Annotated in this window: 21 protein-coding genes; 10 read left to right on the top strand and 11 right to left on the bottom strand. The window is 68.3% G+C overall.

All coding sequences use genetic code 11. The features are described from left to right. Window positions 1–46 precede the first annotated feature (46 nt). From sufT to FHW73_RS14520, 4 genes are all read left to right on the top strand, one after another. Complete coding sequence (gene sufT, locus FHW73_RS14535; protein WP_183427614.1) at window positions 47–598, top strand: putative Fe-S cluster assembly protein SufT; 552 nt, start codon at window positions 47–49, stop codon at window positions 596–598. Window positions 599–1039: 441 nt separating this feature from the next. Further along, window positions 1040–2770 (top strand): S8 family peptidase, encoded by a 1731-nt coding sequence (locus FHW73_RS14530; protein WP_183427469.1) that lies wholly within the window; start codon window positions 1040–1042, stop codon window positions 2768–2770. Window positions 2771–2903: 133 nt separating this feature from the next. Beyond that, entirely contained in the window at window positions 2904–5225 is a 2322-nt protein-coding gene (locus tag FHW73_RS14525) for a pre-peptidase C-terminal domain-containing protein (RefSeq protein ID WP_183427468.1), read from the top strand. A 199-nt stretch (window positions 5226–5424) separates the two neighbouring features. Further along, entirely contained in the window at window positions 5425–5832 is a 408-nt protein-coding gene (locus FHW73_RS14520; RefSeq protein WP_183427467.1) for a hypothetical protein, read from the top strand. Window positions 5833–5848: 16 nt separating this feature from the next. Here FHW73_RS14520 and FHW73_RS14515 read toward each other — a convergent pair whose 3' ends face one another. The 3 genes from FHW73_RS14515 to wrbA all read right to left on the bottom strand — a co-directional run bounded on the left by FHW73_RS14515 (window position 5849) and on the right by wrbA (window position 7385). After that, complete coding sequence (locus tag FHW73_RS14515; RefSeq protein ID WP_183427466.1) at window positions 5849–6337, bottom strand: asparaginase domain-containing protein; 489 nt, start codon at window positions 6335–6337, stop codon at window positions 5849–5851. Window positions 6338–6447: 110 nt separating this feature from the next. Then, on the bottom strand, window positions 6448–6795 hold the full coding sequence (locus FHW73_RS14510; protein ID WP_183427465.1) for a DUF2069 domain-containing protein: 348 nt from the start codon (window positions 6793–6795) through the stop codon (window positions 6448–6450). Beyond that, complete coding sequence (wrbA, locus tag FHW73_RS14505; protein ID WP_183427464.1) at window positions 6792–7385, bottom strand: NAD(P)H:quinone oxidoreductase; 594 nt, start codon at window positions 7383–7385, stop codon at window positions 6792–6794. The genes FHW73_RS14510 and wrbA overlap by 4 nt, the downstream gene beginning before the upstream one ends. A gap of 114 nt (window positions 7386–7499) precedes the next feature. Between wrbA and FHW73_RS14500 the strand changes: the two genes are divergently transcribed. Together FHW73_RS14500 and FHW73_RS14495 are read left to right on the top strand one after the other, a co-directional pair. After that, on the top strand, window positions 7500–8774 hold the full coding sequence (locus tag FHW73_RS14500; protein ID WP_183427463.1) for a YihY family inner membrane protein: 1275 nt from the start codon (window positions 7500–7502) through the stop codon (window positions 8772–8774). Beyond that, window positions 8771–9325, top strand: coding sequence for a TlpA disulfide reductase family protein (locus FHW73_RS14495; protein WP_183427462.1), 555 nt, complete (start codon window positions 8771–8773; stop codon window positions 9323–9325). Before FHW73_RS14500 ends, FHW73_RS14495 begins: the two co-directional genes overlap by 4 nt. Before the next feature lie 45 nt (window positions 9326–9370). Here the strand turns inward: FHW73_RS14495 and FHW73_RS14490 are convergent, their stop codons facing one another. Next, complete coding sequence (locus FHW73_RS14490) at window positions 9371–10786, bottom strand: serine hydrolase domain-containing protein (RefSeq protein ID WP_183427461.1); 1416 nt, start codon at window positions 10784–10786, stop codon at window positions 9371–9373. Window positions 10787–10871: 85 nt separating this feature from the next. On the opposite strand from FHW73_RS14490, the gene FHW73_RS14485 reads away from it, so the two are divergent. Continuing rightward, a complete protein-coding gene (locus FHW73_RS14485) occupies window positions 10872–11474 on the top strand; it encodes a LemA family protein (protein WP_183427460.1) in 603 nt (200 codons plus the stop codon). 85 nt (window positions 11475–11559) lie between these two features. Continuing rightward, window positions 11560–13470: a M48 family metallopeptidase gene (locus tag FHW73_RS14480; RefSeq protein WP_183427459.1), complete on the top strand. Its 1911-nt coding sequence runs from the start codon at window positions 11560–11562 to the stop codon at window positions 13468–13470. Between the two features lie 15 nt (window positions 13471–13485). On the opposite strand, the gene FHW73_RS14475 is transcribed toward FHW73_RS14480, so the two are convergent. Then, window positions 13486–15081, bottom strand: coding sequence for a GMC family oxidoreductase N-terminal domain-containing protein (locus FHW73_RS14475; RefSeq protein WP_183427458.1), 1596 nt, complete (start codon window positions 15079–15081; stop codon window positions 13486–13488). 117 nt (window positions 15082–15198) lie between these two features. On the opposite strand from FHW73_RS14475, the gene FHW73_RS14470 reads away from it, so the two are divergent. Next, on the top strand, window positions 15199–16545 hold the full coding sequence (locus tag FHW73_RS14470) for an MFS transporter (RefSeq protein ID WP_183427457.1): 1347 nt from the start codon (window positions 15199–15201) through the stop codon (window positions 16543–16545). Window positions 16546–16575: 30 nt separating this feature from the next. On the opposite strand, the gene FHW73_RS14465 is transcribed toward FHW73_RS14470, so the two are convergent. Together FHW73_RS14465 and FHW73_RS14460 are read right to left on the bottom strand one after the other, a co-directional pair. Next, complete coding sequence (locus FHW73_RS14465; RefSeq protein ID WP_345776193.1) at window positions 16576–16905, bottom strand: hypothetical protein; 330 nt, start codon at window positions 16903–16905, stop codon at window positions 16576–16578. 128 nt (window positions 16906–17033) lie between these two features. After that, window positions 17034–19517: an acyl-CoA dehydrogenase gene (locus FHW73_RS14460; protein WP_183427456.1), complete on the bottom strand. Its 2484-nt coding sequence runs from the start codon at window positions 19515–19517 to the stop codon at window positions 17034–17036. A gap of 180 nt (window positions 19518–19697) precedes the next feature. On the opposite strand from FHW73_RS14460, the gene FHW73_RS14455 reads away from it, so the two are divergent. Continuing rightward, window positions 19698–20318, top strand: a complete 621-nt coding sequence (locus tag FHW73_RS14455) for a TetR/AcrR family transcriptional regulator (protein ID WP_183427455.1) — start codon at window positions 19698–19700, stop codon at window positions 20316–20318. Window positions 20319–20373: 55 nt separating this feature from the next. Here the strand turns inward: FHW73_RS14455 and FHW73_RS14450 are convergent, their stop codons facing one another. The 4 genes from FHW73_RS14450 to FHW73_RS14435 form a co-directional block, all read right to left on the bottom strand. Further along, window positions 20374–21066 carry a putative 2OG-Fe(II) oxygenase gene (locus FHW73_RS14450; RefSeq protein WP_183427454.1) on the bottom strand — a complete coding sequence of 231 codons (693 nt, stop codon included), beginning with the start codon at window positions 21064–21066 and terminating at the stop codon, window positions 20374–20376. Window positions 21067–21177: 111 nt separating this feature from the next. Further along, window positions 21178–23985, bottom strand: coding sequence for a TonB-dependent receptor (locus tag FHW73_RS14445; RefSeq protein ID WP_183427453.1), 2808 nt, complete (start codon window positions 23983–23985; stop codon window positions 21178–21180). Window positions 23986–24244: 259 nt separating this feature from the next. Then, window positions 24245–25096, bottom strand: a complete 852-nt coding sequence (locus FHW73_RS14440) for a hypothetical protein (RefSeq protein ID WP_221187577.1) — start codon at window positions 25094–25096, stop codon at window positions 24245–24247. Between the two features lie 106 nt (window positions 25097–25202). Then, complete coding sequence (locus tag FHW73_RS14435) at window positions 25203–26108, bottom strand: Hsp33 family molecular chaperone HslO (protein WP_183427611.1); 906 nt, start codon at window positions 26106–26108, stop codon at window positions 25203–25205. Between the last annotated feature and the right edge of the window lie 103 nt (window positions 26109–26211).

Raw genomic sequence — 26211 nt, 5'->3', positions numbered from 1 at the left:
AATGACAGCCTTGTCGCGGCCACTTCCGGCCCTCATGTCCTGGGCCATGTACTCCCGCAGCAGCGAACCCGTCCGTTTCGAACGCGATTGCGAAGCCGTCCTCGTCCCTCAGGGCGAGGAGGTGACGCTGCCGGCCGGCAGCGCCGGCTACATCACCCAGGCACTGGGCGGCAGTTACACCGTATTCGTCGAGGGCAATCTGTTCCGGATTGCCGGCCGCGACGCCGATGCCATCGGCAAGGAGCCGCCGGTGCCGCTGGAACTGCCCGACGACGCCGACGATGCCGCGGTTGAGCGCATGGTCTGGCACCAGTTGCGGACCTGCTTCGACCCCGAGATTCCGATCAACGTCGTCGATCTGGGCCTGGTCTACGAGGCCGTGGTGATTCCGGTCGACAACGGGCACCGCAAGGTCGAGGTGCGGATGACGCTGACCGCGCCGGGCTGCGGCATGGGCGAAATCCTGGTCGACGACGTGCGCAGCAAGCTCGAACTCATCCCGACGGTCGACGAGGCCGATGTCGAACTGGTGTTCGATCCGCCGTGGAACCGGTCGATGATGTCCGAAGCCGCGCAACTCGAGACCGGCATGCTCTGACGGCGCCGCCGCGCTGTCCATCGTCAGAACCCCGTATGGCAGGCAGAGGCGCCGGGCGTGCTGCTGCGTGCCGGTGAACTCGACGATCCGCTGCTCAAGGCACCCCTGTGGGTCTGCCGCGCACATGCGCGAGCGCGTTCTGCCGATGTCGCGTGCGGTGCGCGACACCTGTCCGCGCCCACCTCACAGCGGTAAGGTTTTCGGGGCCGCTCACGTGGCTGAACGCAGAGCATCATACAGAAGTGTGATGCTCATCGCATTAATTAGCGAAAAATTAATGGAAACCGCCATTGCGCGCGAACATGACTGTCGCGTAGCGTCAGTTTGCGGTCAGTTTCGTCATGTCCGCGTTCGTTGCGGGTCGGCCATCGTCCCTGGCGATGCGCCCGGCTCCGGCCTCGCGCCGCGGCTCCGGCGCGCCCACCGTTTCGGGGGTATTCCATGTCGAACACGTCCATTCCGTTCCGTCGCCTCCAGCGCCGCGCACTTGCCGCGGCCACGCTGTTGGCCCTCGCCGCGCCGCTGGCCGCGGCCCAGGCTGTCGAGCGACTCGATCTCGCCGGGCTGCAGTCCGCCGAGCAGCACGATCGTTTCATCGTCAAATACCGCGACGGCAGCGCCGCGCAGGCGCAGCCGGCCTCGATCAACGCGGCACTGGGGACCGTGGCCGGTCGCCTGGCCGTCGGCGGCGGCAAGCAGTTGCGGCTCGAGCACCTGCGCCGTACGGCGGTCGGCGCCGATGTCGTGCGCACCAGCCGCAAGTTGGATCGGGCCGATGCCGAATCGGTGATGCGCCAGCTCGCCGCCGATCCCGATGTCGAGTACGTCGAGGTCGACAAGCGCAACCGCGTGTTCTGGACGCCCAACGATCCGCGCTTCAGCCAGCAGTACGGCTTCGGCACCGGCGCCGGGGGCATCCGTGCGACCACCGCCTGGGACGTGACCCGCGGTGCGGGCGCTGTCGTCGCGGTACTCGATACCGGCATCACCTCGCACAGCGACCTCAATGCCAACATCCTGCCCGGCTACGATTTCATCACCGATCCGGCAATCGCAGGCGATGGCAATGGCCGCGATGCCGATCCCAGTGACCCGGGCGATTTCGACGGCATCTATCCCTCGAGTTGGCACGGCACGCACGTTGCGGGCACGGTCGCGGCGGTGACCAACAACGGCGTCGGCGTCGCCGGCACCGCGCCGCTGGCCAAGGTCGTGCCCGTCCGGGTCCTCGGCCGCGGCGGCGGCTACGACTCCGACATCGCCGACGCGGTGATCTGGGCCTCGGGCGGCACGGTCCCCGGGGTGCCCGCCAACCAGAATCCGGCCGAGGTCATCAACCTGAGCCTGGGCGGACGCGGCAGCTGCGGCAACACGATGCAGAGTGCGATCAACGGCGCGATCGGCCGCGGGACCACGCTGGTCATCGCGGCCGGCAACAGCAATGCGAACGTCTCGGGCTTCTCGCCGGCCAATTGCGCCGATGTCATCGCGGTGGCCTCCAATACCAGCACCGGCGCGCGTTCGAGCTTCTCCAACTACGGCACCGGCATCACGATCTCGGCGCCCGGCTCAGGCATCGTATCCACGCTCAACAGCGGACAGACCACGCCGGGCAGCGAGAGCTATGCCTCCTACGACGGCACCTCGATGGCCGCGCCGCATGTCGCTGGTGTGGTCGCGCTGGTGCAGTCGGTGTCCAACCCGGCCAAGACGCCGGCCCAGATCAAGGCCCTGCTGACCAGCACGGCGCGCCCGTTCCCTTCGACCCCGTCCCAGCCGATCGGCGCGGGCATCGTCGATGCGAAGGCTGCGGTGGATGCCGCGTCGGGCGGCGGCACCGGCCCGGGTCCCGGCCCGGGCGACGGCAGCCTGGTCGTCGGCACGCCGATCACCGGCCTGTCGGGCGGCAGCGGCAGCAGCCAGTTCTGGACGGTCAATGTGCCGTCGGGGGCGACCAACCTCGTCATCGCGCTGTCTGGGGGCAGCGGCGATGCCGACCTGTACGTCCGGCGCGGCGCGCAGCCGACGACCTCGACCTGGGACTGCCGTCCTTACCGGTCGGGCAACAACGAAAGCTGCGCGTTCGCCGCGCCGCAGGCCGGGACCTACCACGTCCTGGTGCGCGGTTATTCATCGTTCTCGGGGGTCACGTTGCGCGCCGATCACGACTAGCGCGGCGGGGATGCAGGGCTCGGGGATAGAGGGCAGGCGGCGCGCCGTGATCGTCGCGCGTGTCGCCGGCGGAGCACACCGGTATTCGGCGTGCTCCGTTTTTTCGGTGCAATCCAACGAGGGGTAGAAAGGGATGAAGACTCTGATCGCAAGCCTCACCGCCGGCGCGTTGTCGCTCGGCATCGCGACGGCGGCGCCGCGCGACGCGCGACCCGCGGCGTTCGCCCACCGGCTGCCGGCCGAACACACTGTCGAACTCAAGCGCATGCCCGGCGTGGACGTCGCCCGGCTGCGTGCCGAGGACGCTCGGCAATCGCGTACCCAGGGCCTGCGCCCGGTGCGGTTCGCCGCCCCGCTGGCCGTGGACCTGACACCGGCCGATGCCGGCGACTGGGACGAGATCGCCGGCGGCAACCTCGTCTGGCGGCTGCGTGTGGAATCGAAGGATGCGCTGTCGCTGAACTTCGGCTTCTCCGAGTACCACATGCCCGAGGGCGGGCGCCTGCTGGTCTATCCGGCGGGGCTGGACCGCAACGCCGATCCCGAGGCGATCCGCGCCTTCGATGCCGCCGACAACAAGCCGCACGGCGCACTGTGGACGCCGATCGTGCCGGGCGACAGCGCGGTGCTGGAGGTTGTGGTGCCCAAGGCCAAGTTGCCCGAACTCAAGCTGCGGCTGACCAGCGTCAACCACGACTACGTCGGCTTCGGGCGGCTCGCACGCGAAGGCGCGCTGGCGCAGACCAAGGGCGTGTCGGGCAGTTGCAACGTCGATGTGGTGTGCCCCGACGGCGACGACTTCCGCGACGAGATCCCCTCGGTCGGTGCGTACTCGCGTTTCGGTACGTTCTACTGCAGCGGTTCGTTGCTCAACAACACAGCGGGCGACCGCAAGATGTACTTCCTGACCGCGCACCATTGCAGCATGGGCACGGCGGACGCGGCGGCCAGCATCGTCGTCTACTGGAACTATGAGAACTCGACCTGCCGCACGCCGGGCAGTGCCGCCAGTGGGGCCAACGGCGACGGCAGCCTGGCGCAGAACCAGACCGGCGCGGTCGTACGCGCGACCCACGCCGGCTCGGACTTCACCCTGCTCGAGCTCGACACGCCGGCCGACCCGGCATTCGCACTGAGCTGGTCGGGCTGGGATCGCCGCGACCTCGCACCGAGCGGCGCCACCGGTATCCACCACCCGCGGGTGGCCGAAAAGCGCATCACCCATTCCGACAATCCGTTGCGCGTCGAGGGCTACCTGGGCGCCAGTGGCAACAGCCATCTGTGGGTGCAGTGGAACCCGCGTGGCACCACCGAAGGCGGATCCTCGGGCTCGCCGCTCTACAGCCCCGAGGGCCGTGTGATCGGCCAGTTGCACGGCGGCTACGCCTCGTGCACGACGACCGGTGCCAACCACGTCGACTGGTACGGCCGGCTGTTCACCTCCTGGACCGGCGGTGGCACCGCAGCGACCTCGCTGGCGAGCTGGCTCGATGCGGGCGGCACCGGTGCGCAGTTCGTCGACACCCTGACCGCCGACGGCGGCGTGGCGCCGGGCGCGCCAACCGCCGACTTCACCTATGCGATCGATCCCGACACGCTGACCGTGACCTTCACCGATACCTCCAGCGCCGGCGAGGATGCGATCGACAGCCGGTCGTGGACGTTCGGCGACGGCGCCAGTTCGACCCAGGCCAGCCCGGTGCACACCTATGCCGAGGCCGGCACCTACACCGTCACGCTGACGGTGACCGACACCGAGGGCCGTAGCCATAGCCGCAGCGAGACCTTGGAGGTCGGCGACACCGGACCGGACGCGATCGCGATCGAGAACGGCGTGGCGGTCCCGGGCCTGGGCGGCGCGGCGGGCAGCGAGCAGCTCTACAGCCTGGTCGTGCCCGAAGGCGTCACCGGCCCGCTGTTGATCACCACCTCCGGCGGCACCGGCAACGTCTCGCTGTACGTCAGCCGCGATGCCGAGCCCGGCCCGGACGCGGCCGATTTCCGCTCGCAGCGGCCCGGCAACAACGAGTCGATCCGGATCGTCGACCCGGAAGCCGGCACCTATTACATCAAGCTGGTGGGCACTGCGGCCTTCGCCAACGTCCGGCTCCAGGCGCGCCATGCCGAGCCCAGCGACGGCGGTGGCCAAGGGTCGCTGCGCAACGGGGTGCCGGTGACGGGCATCTCGGGCGAAGCGGGCAGCGCGCAGTATTGGACGGTGCAAGTGCCGGCCGGCACCATGAGCCTGGATGTGACGATGAGCGGCGGTACCGGCGACGGCGATCTGTACGTGCGCTATGGCGAGCAGCCCACGACCAGTGCCTACGACTGCCGGCCCTACCGCTTCGGCAATGAGGAGAGCTGCTCGTTCGTCAATCCGCAGCCCGGCACCTGGCATGTGATGGTGCACGCGTACTCGGCGATCTCGGGCGTCACGTTGACCGCGGCGTACTGAAAGTGAACGGCCGGTCGGCAGCGGTCGCAGGCAGGAAGGCCTGCTGCCGCTGTCGATCGACCGTGCGATGCGGCGCCAGCGGCTGTCCGGCGGCGCAGCGCACCGTGTCGCGCAATCGTCTTGCGGCCTTCATCCGGGCATCGCCAGGATGAAGGCATGCTCGACACGCCGCAGTCCGCGGTTTCGACAGGGCAGGGCCATGCGTCCGATTTCGATGGGCTACGCCATTCTGGCCGTGGCGGTGCTGTGCGCACCGGTCGCGGCATTGATGGCATCGCGTGGCCCCGACGCGCCTGCGCCGCCGCACAATGAGCCCGCCATGCAGCAGCGTTTCATCGTCAAGTATCGGGCCGGCACCGAGCCGGCGCGCGACCCGCACGCCGTGCAGGCGCACCTGGACCAGGTGGCCGACGCCCTGTCGCAGACCGGCAAGGCGGCTGCGTCGCCGAAGCTGTCGTGGCTGCGCCGACTGGCCGTCGGGGCGGATGTGTTCTCGGTCGACCCCGCGCTCGACGCGGCCGGCACACGCCGCCTGCTCGAGGCGCTGCAAGCCGATGCCGATGTCGACTACGCAGAGCCCGACGGCATCATGACCATCCAGCGCTGAAGCGCGGGGCGCTTGCTCAGGCCACCGGCTCGAAGCGGTTGGCCTCGACATTCTTGCGGACTTTGAGCGGGTCCCAGATCCGGCCGTTCATCGCCACGTAGACCCCCGGCGGCTTGGACTGCACGGCGCCCACGGCGGTGCCGATATTGAATTCGGCGTCCGAGCCGCGGAAGCGCGCCGGACTCAGCGCCCCGGTCAGCACGATGGTCTTGTCGGTGATCGAGGCCAGCACCTTCGCGGTCTCGACCATCGAGTCGGTGCCGTGGGTCAGCAGCACGTGGCGTGCAGGCTGCGCGGCGATCGTCGCGCGGATCAGCTCGCGGTCGTCGTCGGTGATGTGCAGCGAATCCTTGCGGATGATCGGAATGACCCGGAACCGGAACGCGACGCCCAGCTCCTCGAGCATGCGTCCGATCTGCGGTTCGCCGACCTGGTAGTCCGATTTGTCGTCGAAGTAGATCTTGTCGATCGTGCCACCGGTGGTGACGATCAGCAGCTCGTCCATTGCCATGCAGTCTGTGTGGAGTGGGGGGGCATGATAGCGGGCGGGATTGTGGCTGCGCGATCGGTGATCACGGGCCCGGCACCTTCCGCCCGACCCCGGCCCGTCCCCGATCATGCGTCGCCGCGCTTGCGCGAGAAGCGCGCGCGCATGCCCGGCAGACTGGCCGAGAACACGACGACCAGCGACAGCGCGATGCCGGCCCAGGCGAAGCGCCCCTGCTCGGGCTGCGACCAGGCATACATCACCCCGTGCGAGAACCAGAACAGCGCCGCGATGCCCGACCACAACGGCGCGCTGGGCGCGCCGCGCAACACGCCGGCGAGCAGCAGCAGCGGCGGCAGCACGAACACCAGCAAGGCCGCACCGAAATGTGCATCGCCCCAATGCCAGGCCAGGTACAGCAACGCGATCGCGGCGAGCGCACCGGCGAGCACGGGGCGCGACCCTCCCGCCCTCATGCCGCGAGCTTGCCGGCCAGCATGGCGATGCGCCGACCCAGTGCGCGGGCGAGCACCGCCTCGTCGTCGCTCGGCTGTGGGTCGTCCTGCTGACCGGCGACGTGGCTGGCGCCGTACGGCGTGCCGCCGCCGCGCGTGCTGGTCAGCGCGGGCTCGGTATAGGGAATGCCGGCGATCACGCAGCCGTGGTGCAACAGCGGCACGAGCATCGTCAGCAGCGTCGCCTCCTGGCCGCCGTGCTGGGTGGCGGTCGAGGTGAACACGCCGGCCGGCTTGCCGACCAGCGTGCCGCTTGCCCATTCCGCGCCCAGACCGTCGAGAAAGTGCTTGAGCGGGGCGGCCATGTTGCCGAACCGGGTCGGGCTGCCGAGCAGCAGCCCTGCGCACTCGGCAAGGTCAGCGCGTTCGACGTAGGGCGCGCCGTCCTCGGGCACCGGCGGCGCGGTGGCCTGTGTGACGGCGGCGACCGGCGGCACGGTGCGCAGCCGGGCCTGCATGCCGTCGACTTCGCCGATGCCCCGCGCGATCTGGCGGGCGAGGCGGGCAACCGAGCCGTTGCGGCTGTAGTAAAGAACGAGGATCTCGGGCATCGATACGATCTGCAGTGCAGGACGTTCAGTGTGACAGGCCCAGGCGGCGGTGTCCGGCCGCGGGCACCGGGGCACTCCGCGCTGCCCGCGTCATCGCTTTGCTACGCTGCGCCGATGGAACCGCTCGACACCCTGAGCCGCTGGAGCGAGCGCATCACCGACCGCGCACGGGCGCTGTCGTTCGCGCGTTTTTTGTGGCGGCGCTTTCTCGACGATCGCCTGTTCGAGGCGGCCGGTGCGCTGGCCTTCACGACGGTGTTCGCGCTGGTGCCGCTGTCGATGGTGGTGTTCGGCGTGCTGACCGCGTTTCCTGCGTTCGGCCAGTGGCGCGACCAGCTCAGCGACTACATCTTCTCCAACTTCGTGCCCAGCAGCGCACGCGCGGTGGAAGCGGTGTTGCTGCAGCTCTCGGCCAATACCGGGCAGCTGACGACGATCGGCGTGGTGGCGCTGGTGATCTCGGTGCTGGTCACGCTGCTCAGCATCGAGGGCACGTTCAATCGGATCTGGCGGGTGAAGTCGGCGCGGCCGACGGTCGGCCGGTTCCTGGTGTACTGGACCGTGCTCACACTTGGCGCGCTGATCGCGACCGCGAGCCTGGCGGTGTCGGCGCGGTTCTTCGCGCTGGAGATCTTCAGCACCGAATCGGGGCGCTGGTTGCGCGGCGCGATGTTGTGGGCGGCGCCGATGCTGATCGAACTGACGGCATTCGCAACGATCTTCCGGGTCGTCCCGCACCGCACCGTGCAGTGGCGGCATGCGTTCGCAGGCGCTGCGCTGTCGGTGCTGCTGTCGGAACTGGTGAAGTGGGGCATCGGCCTGTACCTGGGCAGCTTCAGTGCCTACGAGAAGATCTACGGTCAGATCGCGTTCCTGCCGATTTTCCTGCTGTGGGTGTATCTGGGCTGGGTCGCGATCCTGCTCGGCGCCTCGTTTGCCTCGTCGATCTCGGCCTTCCGCTATCAGCCGGCGCACCTGCGCCTGCCGCGCGGCTACGAGCTCTATGGCCTGCTGCGCATGCTCGGGCGCTTCGCCGAGGCGCGCCCGTCCGGGCGCGGCCTGCACAGCGACGAGATCCAGGCGCTGGAGCCGATGCTGACCGATGCGCTGGTCCAGCAGATGCTCGCGCAACTGGAGGAGATCCAGCTGCTGCGCCGCGCCGAGACCGGCGAGTGGCTGCTGGCCCGCGACCTCGACGGTTTGAGCCTGGCCGAGCTCTACGAAGCCTGCCATCTGCGCATCCCGATCGAGGAAGCGCACCTGCCGTGCCGCGACGACCGCCTGGGCGTCGCCGCGTCTGCCGCCCTCGACGACCTGCGCATTCCCTTGCGCGACCTGCTCAAGCGCCGGGTTGCCGGCGTCTACGCCCCACCGGAGACTTCCGCATGATCCGCCGCCTCGTTCCCTGCCTCGCCCTCGCCGCCGCCCTCGTCGCCTGCCAGCGCGGCGAAGAGGCTGCCGCCCCGGTCGACGATCGCGCCGCGGCCACGCCTGCCGGCGATACCGCGCCGGCATCGTCGCGCGAGCAGCCGGCGCTGCGGGTCGAGACGATCGACGGCGGGACGTTCGATCTGGCCGAGCATCGTGGGCAATGGGTCGTCGTCAATTTCTGGGCCACCTGGTGCGCGCCGTGCCTGAAGGAGATGCCCGAGCTGTCGGCGCTCGATGCGATGCGCGAGCATGTGCAGGTGGTGGGACTGGCCTACGAGGACACCACCGCCGAGGACCTGCGCACGTTCCTGGAGGCGCGCCCGGTGGTCTATCCGATCGCGATCGTCGACACCTTCGAGCCGCCGGCCGATTTCGAGACGCCCAAGGGCCTGCCGATGACCTATCTCATCGGCCCGGACGGACGTGTGGTCGAGAAGATCCTCGGTCCGGTCACCGCGGCGCGGCTGGAGGAACTGATCGCGCAGGCGGGCGGGCCTGCAGCCGGCTGAGTGTGAGCGGCGATCAAGGCCCGGTACGCACCGGGCCCTTCGACGTCATTCCGGCGTCGCAGCGGCGCGGTGTGTGGTGCTGCCGCCGCTGGGCGTGTGCGCCGGTGCGGGACTGCGTTGGGCGTGCAGCAACTCGATGTTCGGGTCGACGTCGAGCCAGCGCTGCGGCGGCAGGCCGATGGCGCGGTCGAGGATCGTCGGCATCAGCCCGGACGGCAGGCTGCTCTCGCTGTTCCACAGCACCACGATGCCCAGGTCGCGCTCGGGCATCATCGCCATCAGGCCGCGGTAACCCTGCACGGCGCCGCCGTGGAAGACCACGCGCTCGCCCGAGTAGTCGAACACGCGCCAGCCCAGCCCGTAGCCGGCGGCCTCGAGCCGGTCGCGGCGCCAGGACGAATTGCGCATCTCCGGTGGGGTGCCGACGATCGGCGCCTGCAGCGTCGCCAGCAGCGGTGCCGGCAGCACGTCGGGGCGGTGCCCGGTCTGGCCGAGCATCCACTGCGCCATGTCGGCGATGCTGGCGTTGACGCCCGCGGCCGGTGCCAGCCGGTAGTAGGTCGGCTTGGGCATCAGCGAGGTCCAGCCGCCGCCTGCGCGCACATGCGGCTTGGCCCAGCGCGGGCTGGCCTGGATGCCCTCCAGGCCATAGCTGGCGTCGTTCATGCCCAGCGGCTTGAAGATCCGCCGCGACACCGCCTCGCTGAAGAACTGGCCGGAGGTCGCGAACACGACATCGCCGATCAGGCTGAAAGCGACGTTCTGGTAGGCGTAGCAGTTGCCGGGCTGGCAGGTCATCGGCGCGGCCGAGAGCCGCTGCACCAGATCGTGATAGTCGGCGTTGCGCTCGATGTCGCGGTCGTAGGTGTTGCGACCCAGACCGACGCGATGGCTCAACACGTCAGCGACCGTGAGCTGCTGGGCGGCCGAAGGATCGGAGAAGCGCAGCGATGGCATGTAATCGACGACATGGCTGTCCCAGCGCAGTGCGCCTTCGGACACCAGCAGGCCGGTGATGGTGCCGGCGAAGGACTTCGACAGCGAGGCGAGCCGGAACACGGTGTGCGCATCGACCGGCTCGGCCGATTTGACGTCGGTGATGCCGTAGCCGCGCGCGCTCAGCACCTGGCCGTTGTGAACGATCGCCATCGCCAGGCCGGGCACGCGCTGGTTGGCGACCAGGTCCTGGGCCATCGCCTCGAACAGCGCGACATCGAAACCGCTGGCCAACGGCTTGGGTTGGCGCACCGGCATCAACGGCTCGGGCTTGACCGCGTCCTCGCGGCTACGCGCCAACGGGCGTTCGTTCAATGGCACCACCGAGGCGACCTCGGCAATGTCGTCGGCTGCTTCGCTCTCTGCGGGCGGGCTCTGCGCCGCCGAGCCGAGCGCGGCGGGCAACAGCAAACCGATCAGGCCGATCCGGGCGAGCGGGCGACGAGCTGGATGTCGGCTTTTCATCGGGCCTTCCCCCTGCGTATGCTCCGGCAATAGCGGGGATGATATAGCGCGTCAAATCCGGTTTGCATGAACAAGGGGAAGTTTGATGGGTAGCCTGCTGATCCTGCTGGCTTTTATCGGTGTGCTCTTCGCACTCGTCCTGTGGGGTGTGGGGATCTACAACGGGCTGATCACCGCCCGCAACGCCTACCGCAACGCGTTCGCGCAGATCGATGTGCAACTCCAGCGGCGCTTCGACCTGATTCCCAACCTCGTGGAGACCGCCAAGGGCTATCTGCAGCACGAGCGGCAGACGCTCGAGGCGGTAATTTCCGCACGCAGCGCGGCGCAGGCCGGACTCGCGGCGGCCAAGGCCGCCCCCGGCGACCCGGCCGCGATGGGCCGACTGGCGCAGTCGCAGGGCGCGCTCGACGGCGCGCTGGGCCGGTTGCTGGCGGTGTCGGAAGCCTACCCCGATCTCAAGGCCAGCCAGACCATGCTGCAGCTGACCGAGGAACTGGCCAGCACCGAGAACAAGGTCGCCTTCGCGCGCCAGGCCTACAACGATGCGGTCATGGCCTACAACAACCGGCGCGAGGTGTTCCCCTCGAGCCTGGTCGCCAACAATTTCCGCTTCCGGCCGGCGGCGCTGCTCGATATTCCCGCCGATCGTGCCGAGGTCCGCGACGCGCCCAGGGTGCGCTTCTGAGCCACGGGGAGCGGGGTTTGCGCATCGGGGACGGGACGTGGCGCGCCGCCTGTCTGCGGTTCCGGTGCCCCGATCCCGGGCTGCCATGAACTTCTTCGAACGCCAGGCCCAGGCCAGACGACAGTCGACACGGCTGGTGCTGCTGCTGTCGCTGGCCGTGATCGGGATCGTCGGACTCGTCGACGCCGCGGTGTGGTGGCTGATCGGACCGCACGCCAAGACGCTGGCCTGGGCGACGGCGCTGACGGCCGGCACGATCGTGATCGGATCGCTGTACCGCATCGCGACATTGCGCGGCGGTGGCGACCGGGTCGCGCGCCAGCTCGGCGGCACGCCGGTCGTTGAGGACACGCACGACGTGCAGTTGCGCCGGCTGCGCAACGTCGTCGAGGAGATGGCGATCGCATCGGGCGTGCCGGTGCCGAAGATCTATGTGCTCGAAGGCGAGCCCGGTATCAATGCCTTCGCCGCCGGCTACGCGGCCTCCGACGCCGCGGTCGCGGTGACCCGCGGTGCGCTCGACCGGCTCAACCGCGACGAACTGCAGGGTGTGGTTGCGCACGAGTTCAGCCACATCCTCAACGGCGACATGCGCTTGAACGTGCGCCTGATGGGCGTGCTGTTCGGTGTGCTGATGATCGGCGTCGCCGGCCGCAAGGTGCTGGTGTACGGGCGCCATGCGCGTTACAGCCTAGTCGCGGCATTGATGGGGCTGGCGGTCGTGGCGATCATCGTCGGCAGCGTCGGTACGTTCTTCGCGCGCATGATCAAGGCGGGCGTGAGCCGCAGCCGCGAGGAACTGGCCGATGCCTCGGCCGTGCAGTTCACGCGCCAGACCGCCGGCATCGCTGGCGCGTTGAAGAAGATCGCCGGCACGACCGGTGGCTCGCGCTTGGCGCGCCGTGATGCGGCCGAGGAAGCCAGCCACATGCTGTTCGGCGACGGGCTGGGCCTGCACGGGTGGTTCGCCACCCATCCGCCGCTGTTGCAGCGCATCCAGGCGCTCGAGCCGGGGTTCGACGCCGACCAGCTGATGCGGCTGCAGGTGCAGTGGTGGCAGTCGCCGCCCGACGGGCTGGCGGAGGATGCCGCGCTGGGCCTGCTACCTGCAGCGCAGGCCTTGCCGCAGGCGGGCGGATCGATGGCGCTGGACCCGCGCGCGGTGTCGGCGCAGGTCGCCCAGCCGCATCAGGACGATTACGCGCGGGCGCATGCGCTGGTGTCGGCAATCGGTGACGACCTGCGTGCGGCGGTCCTGCATCGGGACTCGGCGATGCCGCTGCTGCTGGGACTGTTGCTCGACGACGATGCGGGCGTGCGCGGCCTGCAGCACGAGGCGATCGCGAGCCGGCTCGGTCAGGCCACCGCGATCGAGGCCGATCACCTGCGCCAGGCCCATCTGCGCATGCTCCATCCGATGTTGCGCCTGCCGCTGGCCGCGCTGGCCTTCCCGGTGCTGCGACGCCAGGCGAGGCCAGCACTCGCCGCGTTCCTGGACACGGTCCACGCGGTGGTGCATGCGGACGACCACGTCTCGCTGTTCGAGTACTGCCTGGGCCGGCTGCTGGACGCGCAGGTCCGCGAGGCGCTCGCGCCGGCGCGCCATGTCCGCTTCGGGCGTCGCAAGCCGGGCAACGTCAAGCACGAGCTCGCGACCCTGCTCGCTGTGGTCGCGCAGGCCGGCCATCCCGACGATCCCGCCGCGGCCCGGCGCGCCTATCTGGCCGGCATGCAGCGGGTACTGCCGCGCGATCACCTGCCGTACGCACCGCCGAGTGCCGGCGTGCAGGCGCTCGATGCGGTCTGGGCGCCGCTCGACGCCCTCGATCCGCTGGCCAAGGAGGTGATGGTCGAGGCCATCACCGCAGCCGCCAGCCATGACGGCCGCATCGGCGTCGCCGAATCCGAATTGCTGCGCACGATCTGCGGTGTGCTGCACTGTCCGCTGCCCGCCGCGCTTGAGCCGGCGGCGGACCGGCTGCCCGGCGCGCCGTGATTCAGGTCCGCTGGATCACGCCTGCAGGATCAAGGCCGCGGCGCGTTCGGCGAGCATGACCACCGGCGCATTGAGGTCGCCGCCGGGCAGCGTGGGGATGACCGAGGCATCGACGACACGCAGGCCGGCGACCCCGCGGACCCGCAGTTGCGGATCGACGACGGCCTGGTCGTCGGTGCCCATGCGGCAGGTGCCGGCCGCGCGAAGGACCGACTCGGCCTGGTCGCGCACGAACGCGGCGAGTTCGTCGTCCGAGGCCGCGTCGCCCGGCGGCAGCGGCGCGTTGCGGATGCCATCGAAGGCGGCCTGCGCCAGGATCGTGCGCGCGATGCGCGCGCACTCGACCAGCATCCGCAGGTCGAAGCCTGCCGGATCGCTGAGGTAGCCGGGGTCGATGCGCGGCCGGTCGGAGATCCGGTTGCCGGTCAGTCGTACATCGCCGCGACTGCGCGGTCGCAGGACGCAGGCGCGCAGGCTGCAGCCCGCATCGAACGACCGCGGGTCGTGGGCATCGAGCTGCGCCGGTGCGAAGTGGAACTGGATGTCGGCGCGGTCATCGCCGGCGAGCGGCGAGCGGAAGAAGCCACCCGCCTCGAACCCGTTGCTGGTCCCCGCACCGCGCCGGCCGCGCACGAAGTAGTTCCAGGCGATCGCCGCCTCCCGCATGCGGCGGTGGCGCGGGGGACAGTCGCTCGGGAGCGCGATGCGGATGCCGAGCGCATCCTGCAGGTTGCGCCCGACATCCGGCGCGTCGTGCACCACTGGCAGCCCATGCCGGCGCAGCGCCAGCGCGGGGCCGATGCCCGAGAGCATCAGCAGTTGCGGCGAGTTGACCGCGCCACCGCACAACAGCACCTCGCGCGTCGCCGGCTGATGGAACGCGCCGCGCGCGCTCGCGTAGACCACGCCGTTCGCGCGGCCGTGCTCGAACGTCACCCGGTTGACCCGCGCCCCGGTCACGATCGTGAGGTTGGGCCGTGCCCTGGTCGCACGGTCCAGGTACGCGGTCGCTGCCGAGCAGCGGGCGCCGTCACGCTGGGTCACCTGGTACAGACCCACGCCGTGCGGGTCGGGGCCGTTGAAGTCGGCATTGGCCGGCAACCCGGCCTGTTGTCCCGCCTCGATGAACCGCCGCGTGTGCGGATCGACATGACGCAGATCGGAGACCGTCAGCGGCCCGTCGCTGCCATGCAACGGATCGCGGCCGCGACCATTGCCTTCGGCGTGCCGGAACCACGGCAGCACGTCGCGCCAGGCCCAGCCCTCGGCGCCGTGGGCGGCCCAGTCGTCGTAGTCGGCCGGGGCGCCGCGGGTGTAGCACATCGCGTCGATCGCGCTCGAGCCGCCCAGCACCTTCCCATGCGGCCACCGCAGGGTGCGCCCGGCAAGCGGTGGCTGCGGCGCGGTGGTGTCGTCCCAGGTCATGCCGCGGCCACGGAGTTTGCCTGCCGCCGCGGGCATGTGCAGGAACGGGTGGCTGTCGTTGGGGCCGGCCTCGAGCAGCAACACCCGGACCTTGGGGTCGGCGCTGAGCCGGTGCGCGAGCACGCAGCCGGCAGAACCGGCGCCGACGATGATGTAGTCGTGGACGGGCGGGGGCGTTGGGGGCATCGGACAACCGGGCGGGTGCGGGGCGACAAGGATAGGGCTGCGGTGTGTCCGGCGCTGGCGGTGAACCGGGGCATCGGCTAACGTGCGCGTCGACAGCCGCCTCCCGCACGTGTCCCGATGACCGACGTTGACGCCGATGCTCCCCACGGGCGCGGCCAGTTCCGGCGTGCGCTGCGCGAGTCGCCGCCGCTGTGGTGGGCGCTGCTGTACTTTTTCTGCCTGCTGTGCGGCTACTACGTGCTGCGCCCGGTGCGCGATGCGATGGGCGCGTCGACCGACGCGGTCGCCATCTTTCCTGGCTTCATGCTCGACTGGGCCGCCGCACGCGGCATCGCACTGGCTGAGTTCACCCTGCAGGTGCTGTTCACCGGCACGTTCTTCGTGATGCTGGTGTTGCAGCCGCTCTACGGCGCGCTGGTCTCGCGCTTTCCCAGGCGGGTCTTCCTGCCGCTGGTCTACCTGATCTTCATCGCGTGTCTCATGGCGTTCCGGTGGGCCTTCGACAGCGCCTTGCCCGGGCGCGGCGCGCTGTTCTTCATCTGGATCGCGGTGTTCAACCTGTTTGCGGTCAGCGTGTTCTGGAGCTTCATGGCCGACGTCTTCGACGATGCGCACGCCAAGCGCTATTACGGCTACATCGGCGCGGGCGGAACGATCGGCGCGTTCCTGGGGCCCTTGATCACGACGTTGCTGGTCGGGCGTCTCGGGGTGCAGACCCTGCCGCTGATCAGCGCGGGCTTTCTCGCCGTGTGCCTGCTGTGCATCCTCAAGCTGCGGGCCTGGGCGCGCCGGAATGAGGCGCGCCGCGCCGCGCAGGACGAGCGTGCGATCGGCGGCTCGATCTGGGCCGGGCTGAAGCTGATCGTCCGCGATCCGCTGTTGCGCGGGCTGGCGTTGCTGATGTTCTTCGGTGTCGGCGTCGGCACGCTGCTCTACAACGAACAGGCGGCGATCGTGCGCGCGTCGTACGCAACCGCCGAGGCGGCCACGCGCTATTACTCGACCATCGACTGGGCCGTGAACGGGCTGACGATCGTCGTCCAGTTGCTGCTCACCCGTTGGCTGCTGCGCCGCTACGGTGTGGCGCCGTTGCTGCTGCTGCCGGCCTGCGCGATCCTGGTCGGCTTCTCGCTGCTCGCGGCCTCGCCCTATCCGTTGCTGGTGGCGGTGGTCCAGGTCGCGACCCGGGCCAGCGAGTTCTCGCTGTCGAAGCCCGCGCGCGAGACGCTCTATACCCGCGTGGACCGTGAGTCCCGCTACAAGGCCAAGGCGGTCATCGACACCGCGGTCTATCGCGGCGGCGATGTCACTTTCGTGTGGGTGCACAAGGCCTTGGCCGTGCTGGGCTCGCAGGTGGTGTTCCTGGCCGGCGTGGGCATCGCCGCAGGCATGCTGGCCGGGGCCTGGCGCGTGGTCCGCGCCGAGCGGCGGCTGCCCGATCGCGGGCGCGACCCGATCGTCTAGACGCGCCGGTGAGGGGGCGCTTGACCGGCCTCAGCCGGATGCGAGCCCATGCACCGCCAGCGTGGTGAACATCAGCGCACCGAGCAGGAACAGGGCGCTCAGCCCATGCACCAGTCGATGGTGCACGCGGAGCCAGACGAACTGCAGTGTCAGCCGCAGCCACCAGAAGGCCGCCATGCCGGCGAGCACGTCCGACATCGCCAGGCACAGCCACGCGACGCCGGCAAACACCAGCACGAGTTGCGCATTGGCGATCTGCAAGATCGCGCGGTTGGCGATCGTCGTCGTCTGAAGCGTGCGCGGCCAGCCGAACAGACGCCAGAACGCGAGGTGGAACACCGCAAACGCCAGGCTGTGCACGCCACAGGCGATGAGCAGGGCGGCGTCGAAAGCGGGAAAGACTGCGCGATGGCATACGCGGCTCCAGAGACGACAACGGGCACGGCCCCCAGGAGGACCGTGCCCGTTCGGGTTCGCAGATCGCCGCCTCAGGCTGCTTCGCGGGACCTGTCTTCGCGGCGTCGTGCGACCAGGTCGCGATAGCCGGCCGAGCGCAGCTCCTCGGGGTCGAAATCGTCGACGGTGATCGTGTCGAGCGTCAGCGCGCGCAGTTCCTCGAGCAGCGCACGTTCCTCGGCGCTGATATGGCCCTCACGCACCGCCTCGTCCAACTGCGCGTCGTAGTCCAGCGCCTCGATGCCCTTGCTCTTGAGCGCCTTGAGGAACTTGCGCTCCACCGGCTCGGCCGCGACCGCCTTGGCGAGGTAGCTGGCGATGCGGCCACCGGGATTGTGCTCGGTCGGCTGCAGGAACACGCCATCGGCCAGACGCTCGCGCGCATCGTTGAGGCTCATCAGCAACGCCGCCACACGATGCCCCAGGCGATCGCCGGGCGCCTCGGCGCGGCGGCCGAGCGGGAAGATCAGCGCCCACATCAGCCAGCCGACCGGACGGATCGGGAAGTTGCGCAGCGCCGCCGACAGCGCGGTTTCGATCTTGTGCACGCTGTCGTGGAACGCCCAGGCCAGCAGCGGCTTGTCGGCTTCGGGCGCCCCCTCGTCGTGATAGCGCTTGAGGATCGCGCTGGTCATGTAGATGTGACTGAGCACGTCGCCGAGCCGGCCCGACAGCGACTCCTTGAACTTCAGCTTGCCGCCGAGCATCAACATCGACACGTCGGCCATCAGTGCGAGGTTGGCCGAGTAGCGGTCGAGCTTGCGGAAGTAGCGCCGGGTGTAGGCATCGCCGGGCGCCGCGCCGATGCGGGCACCGGTCAGGCCGAACCAGAACGAGCGCACCGCATTGGAGATCGCGAAACCAATGTGGCCGAACAGACTGCGGTCGAACGCCTCCAGGCCGGCCGCGGTATCGGGGTCCTGCGCGGCCTTCATCTCCTTCATCACCCACGGATGGCACAGGATCGCGCCCTGTCCGAAGATCAGCAGGCTGCGCGTCATGATGTTCGCGCCCTCGACGGTGATCGCGATTGGCGCGGCCTGCCAGTTGCGGCCGGCGAAGTTGCGCGGCCCCAGGATGATGCCCTTGCCGCCGATCACGTCCATGACGTCGCTGATGACCTCGCGGCTCATCGTCGTGCAGTGGTACTTGGCGATCGCCGACGGCACCGACGGCACATCACCCCGATCCACTGCGGCGGCCGTGGCCTGCGACAGCGCGCTGATCGCGTAGGCCTTGGCGCCGATGCGCGCCAGCGCTTCTTCGACGCCTTCGAAGCGCCCGACCGACAGCCCGAACTGCTTGCGGATGCGCGCATAGGCGCCGGTGATCACCGCGCCGGCCTTGGCGCCGCCGCTGGCCGTGGACGGCAGCGTGATCGAACGGCCGACTGCCAGACACTCGTTGAGCATGTTCCAGCCCTTGCCGGCCATCTCGGCGCCGCCGATCAACTGGCTCAGCGGAATGAACACGTCCTTGCCGCGGATCGGGCCGTTCTGGAACGGCGAGTTGAGCGGGAAATGGCGGCGGCCGATCTCGACCCCGGGGGTGTCGCGCGGCAGCAGCGCCAGCGTGATGCCGATGTCCTGGGTATCGCCGATCAGACCCTCGGGGTCGTACATGCGGAAGGCCAGGCCGATCAGCGTCGCGACCGGGGCCAGCGTGATGTAGCGCTTGTCGAACGTCAGCCGCACACCGAGCACGTTGGCGCCGTTCCACTCACCCTTGCAGACGATGCCGTAGTCGGGGATCGAGGTCGCGTCCGAGCCCGCGAACGGACCGGTCAGCCCGAAGCAGGGCACTTCCTGGCCGACCGCCAGGCGCGGCAGGTAGTAGTCCTTCTGCTCCTGGGTGCCGTAGTGATTGAGCAGTTCGCCGGGACCGAGCGAGTTCGGCACGCCGACCGTGGAGCTGACCACGCTCGAGACCGAGGCCAGCTTCTGGATGACCTTGTGGTGCGCGAGTGCCGAAAAGCCCAGACCACCGTAGGCCTTGGGGATGATCATCCCGAAGAAGCGGTTCTCCTTGATGTAGGCCCACAGCTCTGGCGGCAGGTCGGCATGGACATGGGTCAGCTCCCAGTCGTTGACCATCGCGCACAGCGTCTCGACCGGCCCGTCAAGGAAGGCCTGCTCCTCGGCGGTGAGCTGCGGCTTGGGGTAGTTCAGCAGAATGTTCCAGTCCGGATCGCCGGTGAACAATTCGCCTTCGAAGCCGACCGAGCCGGTTTCCAGCGCGATGCGCTCGGTCTTCGACAGCGGCGGGAGCACCTTGCGGAAGAACGTCAGCAAAGGCGCGGTGATCAGCGCCTTGCGGACCGGCGCGATCAGCAGCGGAACCGCGATCAGCGCAACGACCACGGCCGCAACGACCGTCGCGGTGGCATTGGCCCCGAGCAGCCAGCAGGCCAGCAACAACGTGATGGTGATCGCGGCCCAGTAGGCGAGCCGCAACCGGTGATAGGCGGCGAACGCGCCGGCTAGGAGGAAGGCGAGGAAAGGGATCGCAACGCTCATCATGGACTCCGACAATCGGCGTGGCAGGCAGGAAGGCGACAACTGACGTCGCCCGATGGGCCGATCTTGACCGTACGGTCGAGTATGGTAACGCGAGCGACCGAAGTCAATGCTGCGCCGCGGCGCGTCTTCGGAGCGTCGATACTGTTGCCGACGCAGGCGTATGGATAGACTGTGGCAATGAGTAAATCCGCTTCATCGCCCGCCGCGGGCACCGCCCGGACCGGCACCGCTGCGACCGAACGCCAGGGACGACTGAGCGCCGACGACTGGGCCCAGGCGGCCCTGGACCTGATCGCCGAAGCCGGGGTGCAGGCCGTCGCGGTCGAGCCCCTGGCCCGGCGCCTTGGCGTGACCAAGGGCAGCTTCTACTGGCATTTCCCGTCCCGCGACGCCCTGCTGCAGGCCGCGCTCGAGCGCTGGGAGAATGTCGAGCAGGAAGCGCTGTTCGGTGCGCTCGAATCGATGCCCGACGCGCGCGAGCGCCTGCGCGCGCTGTTCCACATGGTCGCGCGCGAATACAAGTCGCACGTCATCTATAGCGCCCTGCTCAAGGCGCAGGACCATGCCACGGTGCAACCGGTCATCGAGCGCGTGTCCAAGCGTCGCCTCGACTACCTGACCGCGTCCTTCCGCCAGGCCGGACTCGGCCGCGAGGACGCCCAGCACCGCGCGCGCCTCACCTACGCCGCCTATGTCGGCTTCCTGCAGCTGAACCTGCAACTGCACCAGGCCCGCATGCAGCAGGAGGAATTCGACGCCTATGTCGAGCACCTGGCGCAGACGCTGGTGCCGAGGTAGAGCACCGTAATCTTGGGGTCGGGCAATTCGGCCTCAGACACGGGCTCTGGCCTGCTCACAATCCGGCTGGTGGGCGTTGCGGTTCTACGCCTTGCAAGCGAAACCGGGCATTGAACGCAACGGTGATGCGCAAGCCATCGCCTGAGGGCTCGAATGGGGTGACCTCGTGGAGCAGCCAGGATGGAAACAGCAAGAGCTGTCCGGGTTCGAGCCGCGTGGGAATGTTCCCTAGCTGGAAAGGCGGAGTGAGCCTGTGCGAAGCCATGTCGACATACATGGTATTGGCGGCATAAGGGCTGATGAAGGTCAACTTGCCGCTGTCCGGGTTATCGCTGTCGCCCTCCTGGCAAACGCAATACACGCCCGACCAGGAATGCATAGGGTGGTTGTGCACGCCGAAGTAACCCCCTCTTCGAGTGACATGAAACCAGGATTCGTGTGCGATATGCAGCCGTTGCAGCATCTGCGTGTCGTAACCATTGAGGTCGCGCAGCGCCTGATACAGATGCGTCCAGCAGAAGTCGCGAAGGCGCGCGACCGCGGGGTGGCGCCAGTCGAACAGGGTGAACTGACTTTCAAATAAGGCCGGGTTTCGATGCGTGAACGGATCGGGGTTGGCGTATCGTTCGCCCTGCTCGGCGCAAGCGAAAAAGAAACTGCGTAGCTCGGCATTCAATGTATGACAGTCCTCCATCTGAATACTGACGATGGGGACTGCGAAGGCTGTGATGATCGTGGAGGACGCCATGGCGGGTTCCTTGCGAGGACGTGTCGCCGTATGTGAAAGGGAAGTCTCGCAGCGCTATCCATACCGAAAGGGGGCCCTGGTGGGCCCCCTTCCATCGAACATGCCGCCTGATCAGAACCGCTGTGTGTAGCGGAAGTACGGCACGCGCCCCCACGGATCGTAGAGGTACGAGTCGTAGCTCGCGCCGCCCTGCGACGTGTCGTACACCGGATCCTTGTTGGCGATATTGTTGACGCCCAGCGTGATCGTGGCATTCCACGGTGCACGGTAGTTGAGCTGGATGTCCTGGGTCAGATACGAGGGCAGACGATCGGGATAGCTCTCGTACAACGCCATATTGCGATCCTGCGTGGGGCTCCTGTTCGGGTTACGCGCCAGCGCCAACCACTCGCGGTACGCGGTGGACTGCGTGCCGTGGATGTAGTTGATGTTGTAGTTGAGCGTCCAATCACCGAACGACCAGGTGTTGTTCAACACGCCGCGCATCCGAGGGCTTCCCGGTCGGCCGGCGATGTTGGGATTGCCGTTACTGCTGTACTCGCCGACGTAGGTCAACGTCAGCTGGTTGCGCAGCGAACCGAAGTCGCCCAGGTTGAAGTTGGTCCGTGTGCTGAAGTCGTAACCCTGCGTTTGGATCCAGCCGATATTGGCCGAACCGGTCTGCGCGTTGACGATGCCGCCCGTGACCGGGTCGAACTGCGCACCCAAGCCCAACTGCTCGTTCGGTACCGAGGTGCCGCCCGGGAACTGGCTGATCCCGGTCGGGCACACGTCGATGGTGCCGCGCAGGCAGCCGACAATCGTGGCGAGGCTGACGGACTGGATGGACTCGGTGATCTCGATGTTGTAGTAGTCGAGGCTGAGGTTCAGCCAGCTCGCTGCATCCCACACCGCGCCCAATCCCCACTGCTCCGACTGCTCTGAGCCGAGCGCGGGGTTGGAGATGGAGTAGGTGGTCACCTGCGTCTGGCAGCTCGGCGTTCCGGTCAGCAGTGTGCACGTGGCCGGATCGGTGGTCGCCGTCGCGCTGAAAGCCGTCTTCTGGGTCAGCAGGTTCAGCGGCGGCGCGCGGAAACCCTCGCCGTAGGAAGCACGCAGGGTCAGCGAATCGATCGGCTGCCAGCGGAGCGAGACCTTGGGTGCAAAATCGCTACCGTAGTCGCTGTAGTCCTCGTACCGGCCGGCAACGTTGACCTCGAAGCCGTCGAAGATCGGGAACAGGAATTCGGTATAGGCGGCATAGACACTGCGTCCGCCCGCGGCCGAGTTGCCGGCCGAGCCGACGATCTGGCCGCTTTCCGACAGCGGATCGTAATTGTCCTGGTAATACTCGTCGCGGTACTCGGCGCCAAAGACCGCGCCGACCGTGCCGCCAGGCAACTCAAACAGGTCGAAGCCTGCGCTGGCGTACACCTCCTCGGAGGTGGTCTTCATGTCGCGCGAGATCGTCGAGGTGATCCCCAGAGCGCCCGGATTGCCTGAGTACGGGTCATAGATGTTGTAGCGGCCTGCAGTGATGGCCTGCTGCGCCAGACCTCCGACGACGTAGTTCGTCCCCAGGCTGGTGGCGCGCGATTCGACGTAACGCGCGCCGAATTCGAGATCGACCTCTCCCAGCCTTCCACGGAAGCCACCCAGATAATCGTAGGTGGTGTTCTCGACCCGGCCATCGCGTGCGCCGAGAGCGGCGAAGCGATGGTAGAGAAGCAGATCACGCGTCGCGAACTGCTGGTAGTAAGGGTCGCTTGCGAGCGGATTGTTGCCGCCGATCGTGCCAGGGTGATTGGGCGTACCGGCTTCCAGCAGGATGGCGCCGCCGGGCCACGGGCTGGAGGGAACGGGCGCGAAGCGTCCGAAGGACTCATTGCGATTCACCCGCGCGCTGAAGTAGACACTCCAGTCGTCGCTGATCTGGAACTCGCCCTTGCCGAAGATCGCGGTGTTCTCCAGGCTGGTGAGGTTGGCCGATGTCGCGCTGTGATTGAACTGGCAGGTCAGGTCGGCGGATGTGGAGCCGCTCAGGTAGAACAGGTCGCTGTCGTCGCCGTTGGTGCACAGTCCCGGCACGGCTGCGCCGTACAGGGGGTGGCGAAGGCGACCGGCCGTACCGAGTGCACTGGGGCGGGTCAGATTCCCGTCCGCGTCGGGAACCAGGGTGGAGAAGTTGTTCGAGTACGAGGAAGCGCCGGGCGAATCCGGGCCGAACCAATAATCGCGGTCACGGGTGTAGACGACATCGCGCTTGTTGTAGGACGCGCCTGCCAGCACGTGTCCGCGATCGCTCGAGGTGCCGACAACAACGCTGATCTCTTCGGTATCGCCACCGGCCTCAGTGGGGCGGCCCGCGCCATAGGTGAACTCAAGACCGTCGAGATCCTTGCGCATGATGATGTTGACGACACCGGCGATCGCGTCGGAGCCGTAGATCGCCGACGCGCCGTCCGAGAGCACCTCGATGCGCTCGATCGCGGCCATGGGGATCGAGTTCAGGTCCTGGGCGCTACCGACCATCGGTGCCTTGGGCGCCCGGCGCCCGTCGATCAGGATCAAGGTGCGCTCGGCGCCGAGGCCTCTCAGGCTGATGCCGGAAAAGCCGCCCCAGGAGCTGCCCGAGGTCGACTGATAGGAGCCGAATGAGTTGAAGTTCGTGTTGCGGAGGAAGTCGGCCACCGTGATGTCGCCGGCAGCGTCGATTTCCGTGCGGCTGACGACCGTGACGGGCAGGGCGCCTTCGATCGCTGCGCGGCGAATGCGCGAGCCTGTGACCTCGATGCGATCGAGGGTGGTCGCCGAAGAACCCGTCTGGGCCTGCTGACTCTGGGTCTGGGCGAATGCAACGCCGTGACCTGCGAGTGTCGTTGCACCTGCTGCAAGCGCGAATGTGACTGCATCGCGAAGCCTGTTCGTCTTCAACTTCATTCCTCTCTCCAAGTCAGTCTTGGGATTTCCCCAGGGGAACCCGCCGCTGGCGTCAAGCGAAACGCCAAATCCAGCAAGGTTGCAGCCGATACTAGCGAGGGCGAGAGAAAAATTAAAGGTCCGTTAACGAAATGCTTGCGCGGCGTGAAATCGCCTGAAGAGGCCATGCGAGGCCGGTCAAGCTGAATGTCTGTTCAGCTTCGACGTGCGTCGTGGGCGGGGGATCAAGACGAAAAAAAGGGCGCCGATGGCGCCCTTCTTACAGATCCTGCTGGTACCGGATGTACGGCACGGCGCCGTCGTCGTCGGGCAGGTCGGCCATGCGAGAGAACGGGTTCTTTCCGCGGGTGACGACGTTCTCGGCGCCGACGGTGAGTTGGCCGCTCCAGGGCGTGCGCCAGCTCACGCCCACACCCAGGCCTTCCCACTTGGGGAGCCCGGGGGTGTCGACGACCTGGCCGACGATGTTGGCGCTGAAGCGCCCGATGCCGCCGCCGACGCTGACGCTGCTGCTCGTCCACTGGTCGCTGAGGTCGGGCGGTGCGGTCGCTGACGGGATCAGGGTGGCTTTGGCGAGCGTCCCGGCCAGCGAGACGTACGCGTCGTCGCCAATGTTCTTTCTGGCGAACACGGTCAGGTCGTGGACGTCGACCCGGCCTGCGGAGCCGCCACGCGCAGGCGTCAGCCAGCCCGGCAGCGTGTCGCGGCCTTCGCCGAAGGTCACGCCGGCACCGCCGCCGGGTCGGCTGAAGGAGGCGGTCGCGGTGGCCCGACGGTTACCGGGGGCCGGGTCGTCGAGCGAGGCGAGCTGGCAATTGCGCGCCAGGCTGCTGACGGCACCGTTGAAGCTGCTGCCGGGGCTGCACAGCAAGGCGAGCGAACTGCCGGGTTCGAGGCCGAAGGCGGCGTCGAATCGGTTCTCGCCCATGCGCCAGCGTCCGCCCGCCTGGTGCGGCGTGGCCGGTTCCAGAACGAGGAAGGCTTCGACTTTGCCGGACGTATCGAGGACCGGCAGCACGGTCTGGTTACGCTTTTCCTGCGCATGCGCACCCGCCGCCACGCAGAGCGCGAGGGACGAGGCGAGCAGCAGTGGCGTCAAAGACAGTCGCATGGCCGATGTGACCCGGTCGTTGCCGGGAAGTTCCCCAGATTCACCGACCCTACTCTAGAGGGTTTATGTTTATTTAACAATCCTGCCGGTGCTCTGGCAGGGCCCCCTACTGCAACCGGTCCGACGCCTCGCCGCTGGCCACTGGCGCCGCGAGCAAGCGCTCAATCTCGTCCGCGGAGAACCGGTAGACACGACCGCAGAATTCACAGGTGATCGAGGCCTCGCCGTCGACGGCGGCCGCGCGGGCCTCCGTTTCGCCCAGCGAGACCAGCATCGCCTCCACGCGCTCGCGTGAGCACGAACAGGCGAAGGCCAACGGACGTTCGCCGAGCAGCTGTGGATCGTCGTCGGGAAACAACCGGGTCAGCAGCGTCTCCACGGGCCATCGAAGCAATTCGCTGGTCGAGAGCGTGTCAAACAGGATGCTCGCCCGGTTCCAGCCGTCTTCGTCGCCTTCGTCGCCCGGCAGCTTCTGCAGCATCAACCCGGCGGCGTGGTCGCCCTCGACCGCGAGCAGCACACGGGTCGGCAACTGTTCGGACTGGCGGAAGTAGTCCTCGAACGCGCCCGACAGCGATTCGGACTGCAGGCCGACCAGGCCCTGGTACCGCATCGGGTCGCGGCCCTGTGCGGGGTTCTCGATCGTCAGCGCCAGAATCGCGTCATCGCCCAGGGTGCGCAGGTCGCGTGAGATGGTCTCCGCGCCCGTCTCCGCGATCCGCGCGATGCCACGGATGGTGCCGGCTGCGGTGCACTCGGCAAACAGCGCCCGCAGCGGCCCGGATGCGCGCAGCTGCACCGACAGCCGGCCGTCGACCTTGGCATGGCCGGTGAAGAGTGCGGCGGCGGCGCAGGCCTCGCCCAGCAGGACCTCGACCGAGGCGGGGTAGCGTGCGTTCGCCAGGACCCGGCGCCAGGTTTCGGTCAGGTGCACTCGGACGCCGCGCACGCCGGCGCGCTGGAGCAGGAAGCGGGACAGCCGGTCGCTGTCGGGAGCGGAGGTTTCGGTCATGAGGTCGTCGGGAAGCAGCGGCGATTGGCGGCATCGGGCGTGCCCGATACAGTGGCCGCCATGATGCAGTCGGTTCGAGAAGATGGGGGCGAGGGCGGCGCGG

It is taken from the genome of Luteimonas sp. RC10 (assembly GCF_014192745.1).
Classification (GTDB): Bacteria; Pseudomonadota; Gammaproteobacteria; order Xanthomonadales; family Xanthomonadaceae; genus Luteimonas.
This window is presented reverse-complemented; position numbering and strand designations above follow the sequence as displayed.

Excerpts from the sequence above, each read along its gene's own strand:
- sufT (WP_183427614.1), top strand. The coding sequence starts at position 47 with ATGTACTCCCGCAGCAGCGAACCCGTCCGTTTCGAACGCGATTGCGAA.
- FHW73_RS14530 (WP_183427469.1), top strand. The coding sequence starts at position 1,040 with ATGTCGAACACGTCCATTCCGTTCCGTCGCCTCCAGCGCCGCGCACTT.
- FHW73_RS14525 (WP_183427468.1), top strand. The coding sequence starts at position 2,904 with ATGAAGACTCTGATCGCAAGCCTCACCGCCGGCGCGTTGTCGCTCGGC.
- FHW73_RS14520 (WP_183427467.1), top strand. The coding sequence starts at position 5,425 with ATGCGTCCGATTTCGATGGGCTACGCCATTCTGGCCGTGGCGGTGCTG.
- FHW73_RS14515 (WP_183427466.1), bottom strand. The coding sequence starts at position 6,337 with ATGGACGAGCTGCTGATCGTCACCACCGGTGGCACGATCGACAAGATC.
- FHW73_RS14510 (WP_183427465.1), bottom strand. The coding sequence starts at position 6,795 with ATGAGGGCGGGAGGGTCGCGCCCCGTGCTCGCCGGTGCGCTCGCCGCG.
- wrbA (WP_183427464.1), bottom strand. The coding sequence starts at position 7,385 with ATGCCCGAGATCCTCGTTCTTTACTACAGCCGCAACGGCTCGGTTGCC.
- FHW73_RS14500 (WP_183427463.1), top strand. The coding sequence starts at position 7,500 with ATGGAACCGCTCGACACCCTGAGCCGCTGGAGCGAGCGCATCACCGAC.
- FHW73_RS14495 (WP_183427462.1), top strand. The coding sequence starts at position 8,771 with ATGATCCGCCGCCTCGTTCCCTGCCTCGCCCTCGCCGCCGCCCTCGTC.
- FHW73_RS14490 (WP_183427461.1), bottom strand. The coding sequence starts at position 10,786 with ATGAAAAGCCGACATCCAGCTCGTCGCCCGCTCGCCCGGATCGGCCTG.
- FHW73_RS14485 (WP_183427460.1), top strand. The coding sequence starts at position 10,872 with ATGGGTAGCCTGCTGATCCTGCTGGCTTTTATCGGTGTGCTCTTCGCA.
- FHW73_RS14480 (WP_183427459.1), top strand. The coding sequence starts at position 11,560 with ATGAACTTCTTCGAACGCCAGGCCCAGGCCAGACGACAGTCGACACGG.
- FHW73_RS14475 (WP_183427458.1), bottom strand. The coding sequence starts at position 15,081 with ATGCCCCCAACGCCCCCGCCCGTCCACGACTACATCATCGTCGGCGCC.
- FHW73_RS14470 (WP_183427457.1), top strand. The coding sequence starts at position 15,199 with ATGACCGACGTTGACGCCGATGCTCCCCACGGGCGCGGCCAGTTCCGG.
- FHW73_RS14460 (WP_183427456.1), bottom strand. The coding sequence starts at position 19,517 with ATGAGCGTTGCGATCCCTTTCCTCGCCTTCCTCCTAGCCGGCGCGTTC.
- FHW73_RS14455 (WP_183427455.1), top strand. The coding sequence starts at position 19,698 with ATGAGTAAATCCGCTTCATCGCCCGCCGCGGGCACCGCCCGGACCGGC.
- FHW73_RS14450 (WP_183427454.1), bottom strand. The coding sequence starts at position 21,066 with ATGGCGTCCTCCACGATCATCACAGCCTTCGCAGTCCCCATCGTCAGT.
- FHW73_RS14445 (WP_183427453.1), bottom strand. The coding sequence starts at position 23,985 with ATGAAGTTGAAGACGAACAGGCTTCGCGATGCAGTCACATTCGCGCTT.
- FHW73_RS14440 (WP_221187577.1), bottom strand. The coding sequence starts at position 25,096 with ATGCGACTGTCTTTGACGCCACTGCTGCTCGCCTCGTCCCTCGCGCTC.
- FHW73_RS14435 (WP_183427611.1), bottom strand. The coding sequence starts at position 26,108 with ATGACCGAAACCTCCGCTCCCGACAGCGACCGGCTGTCCCGCTTCCTG.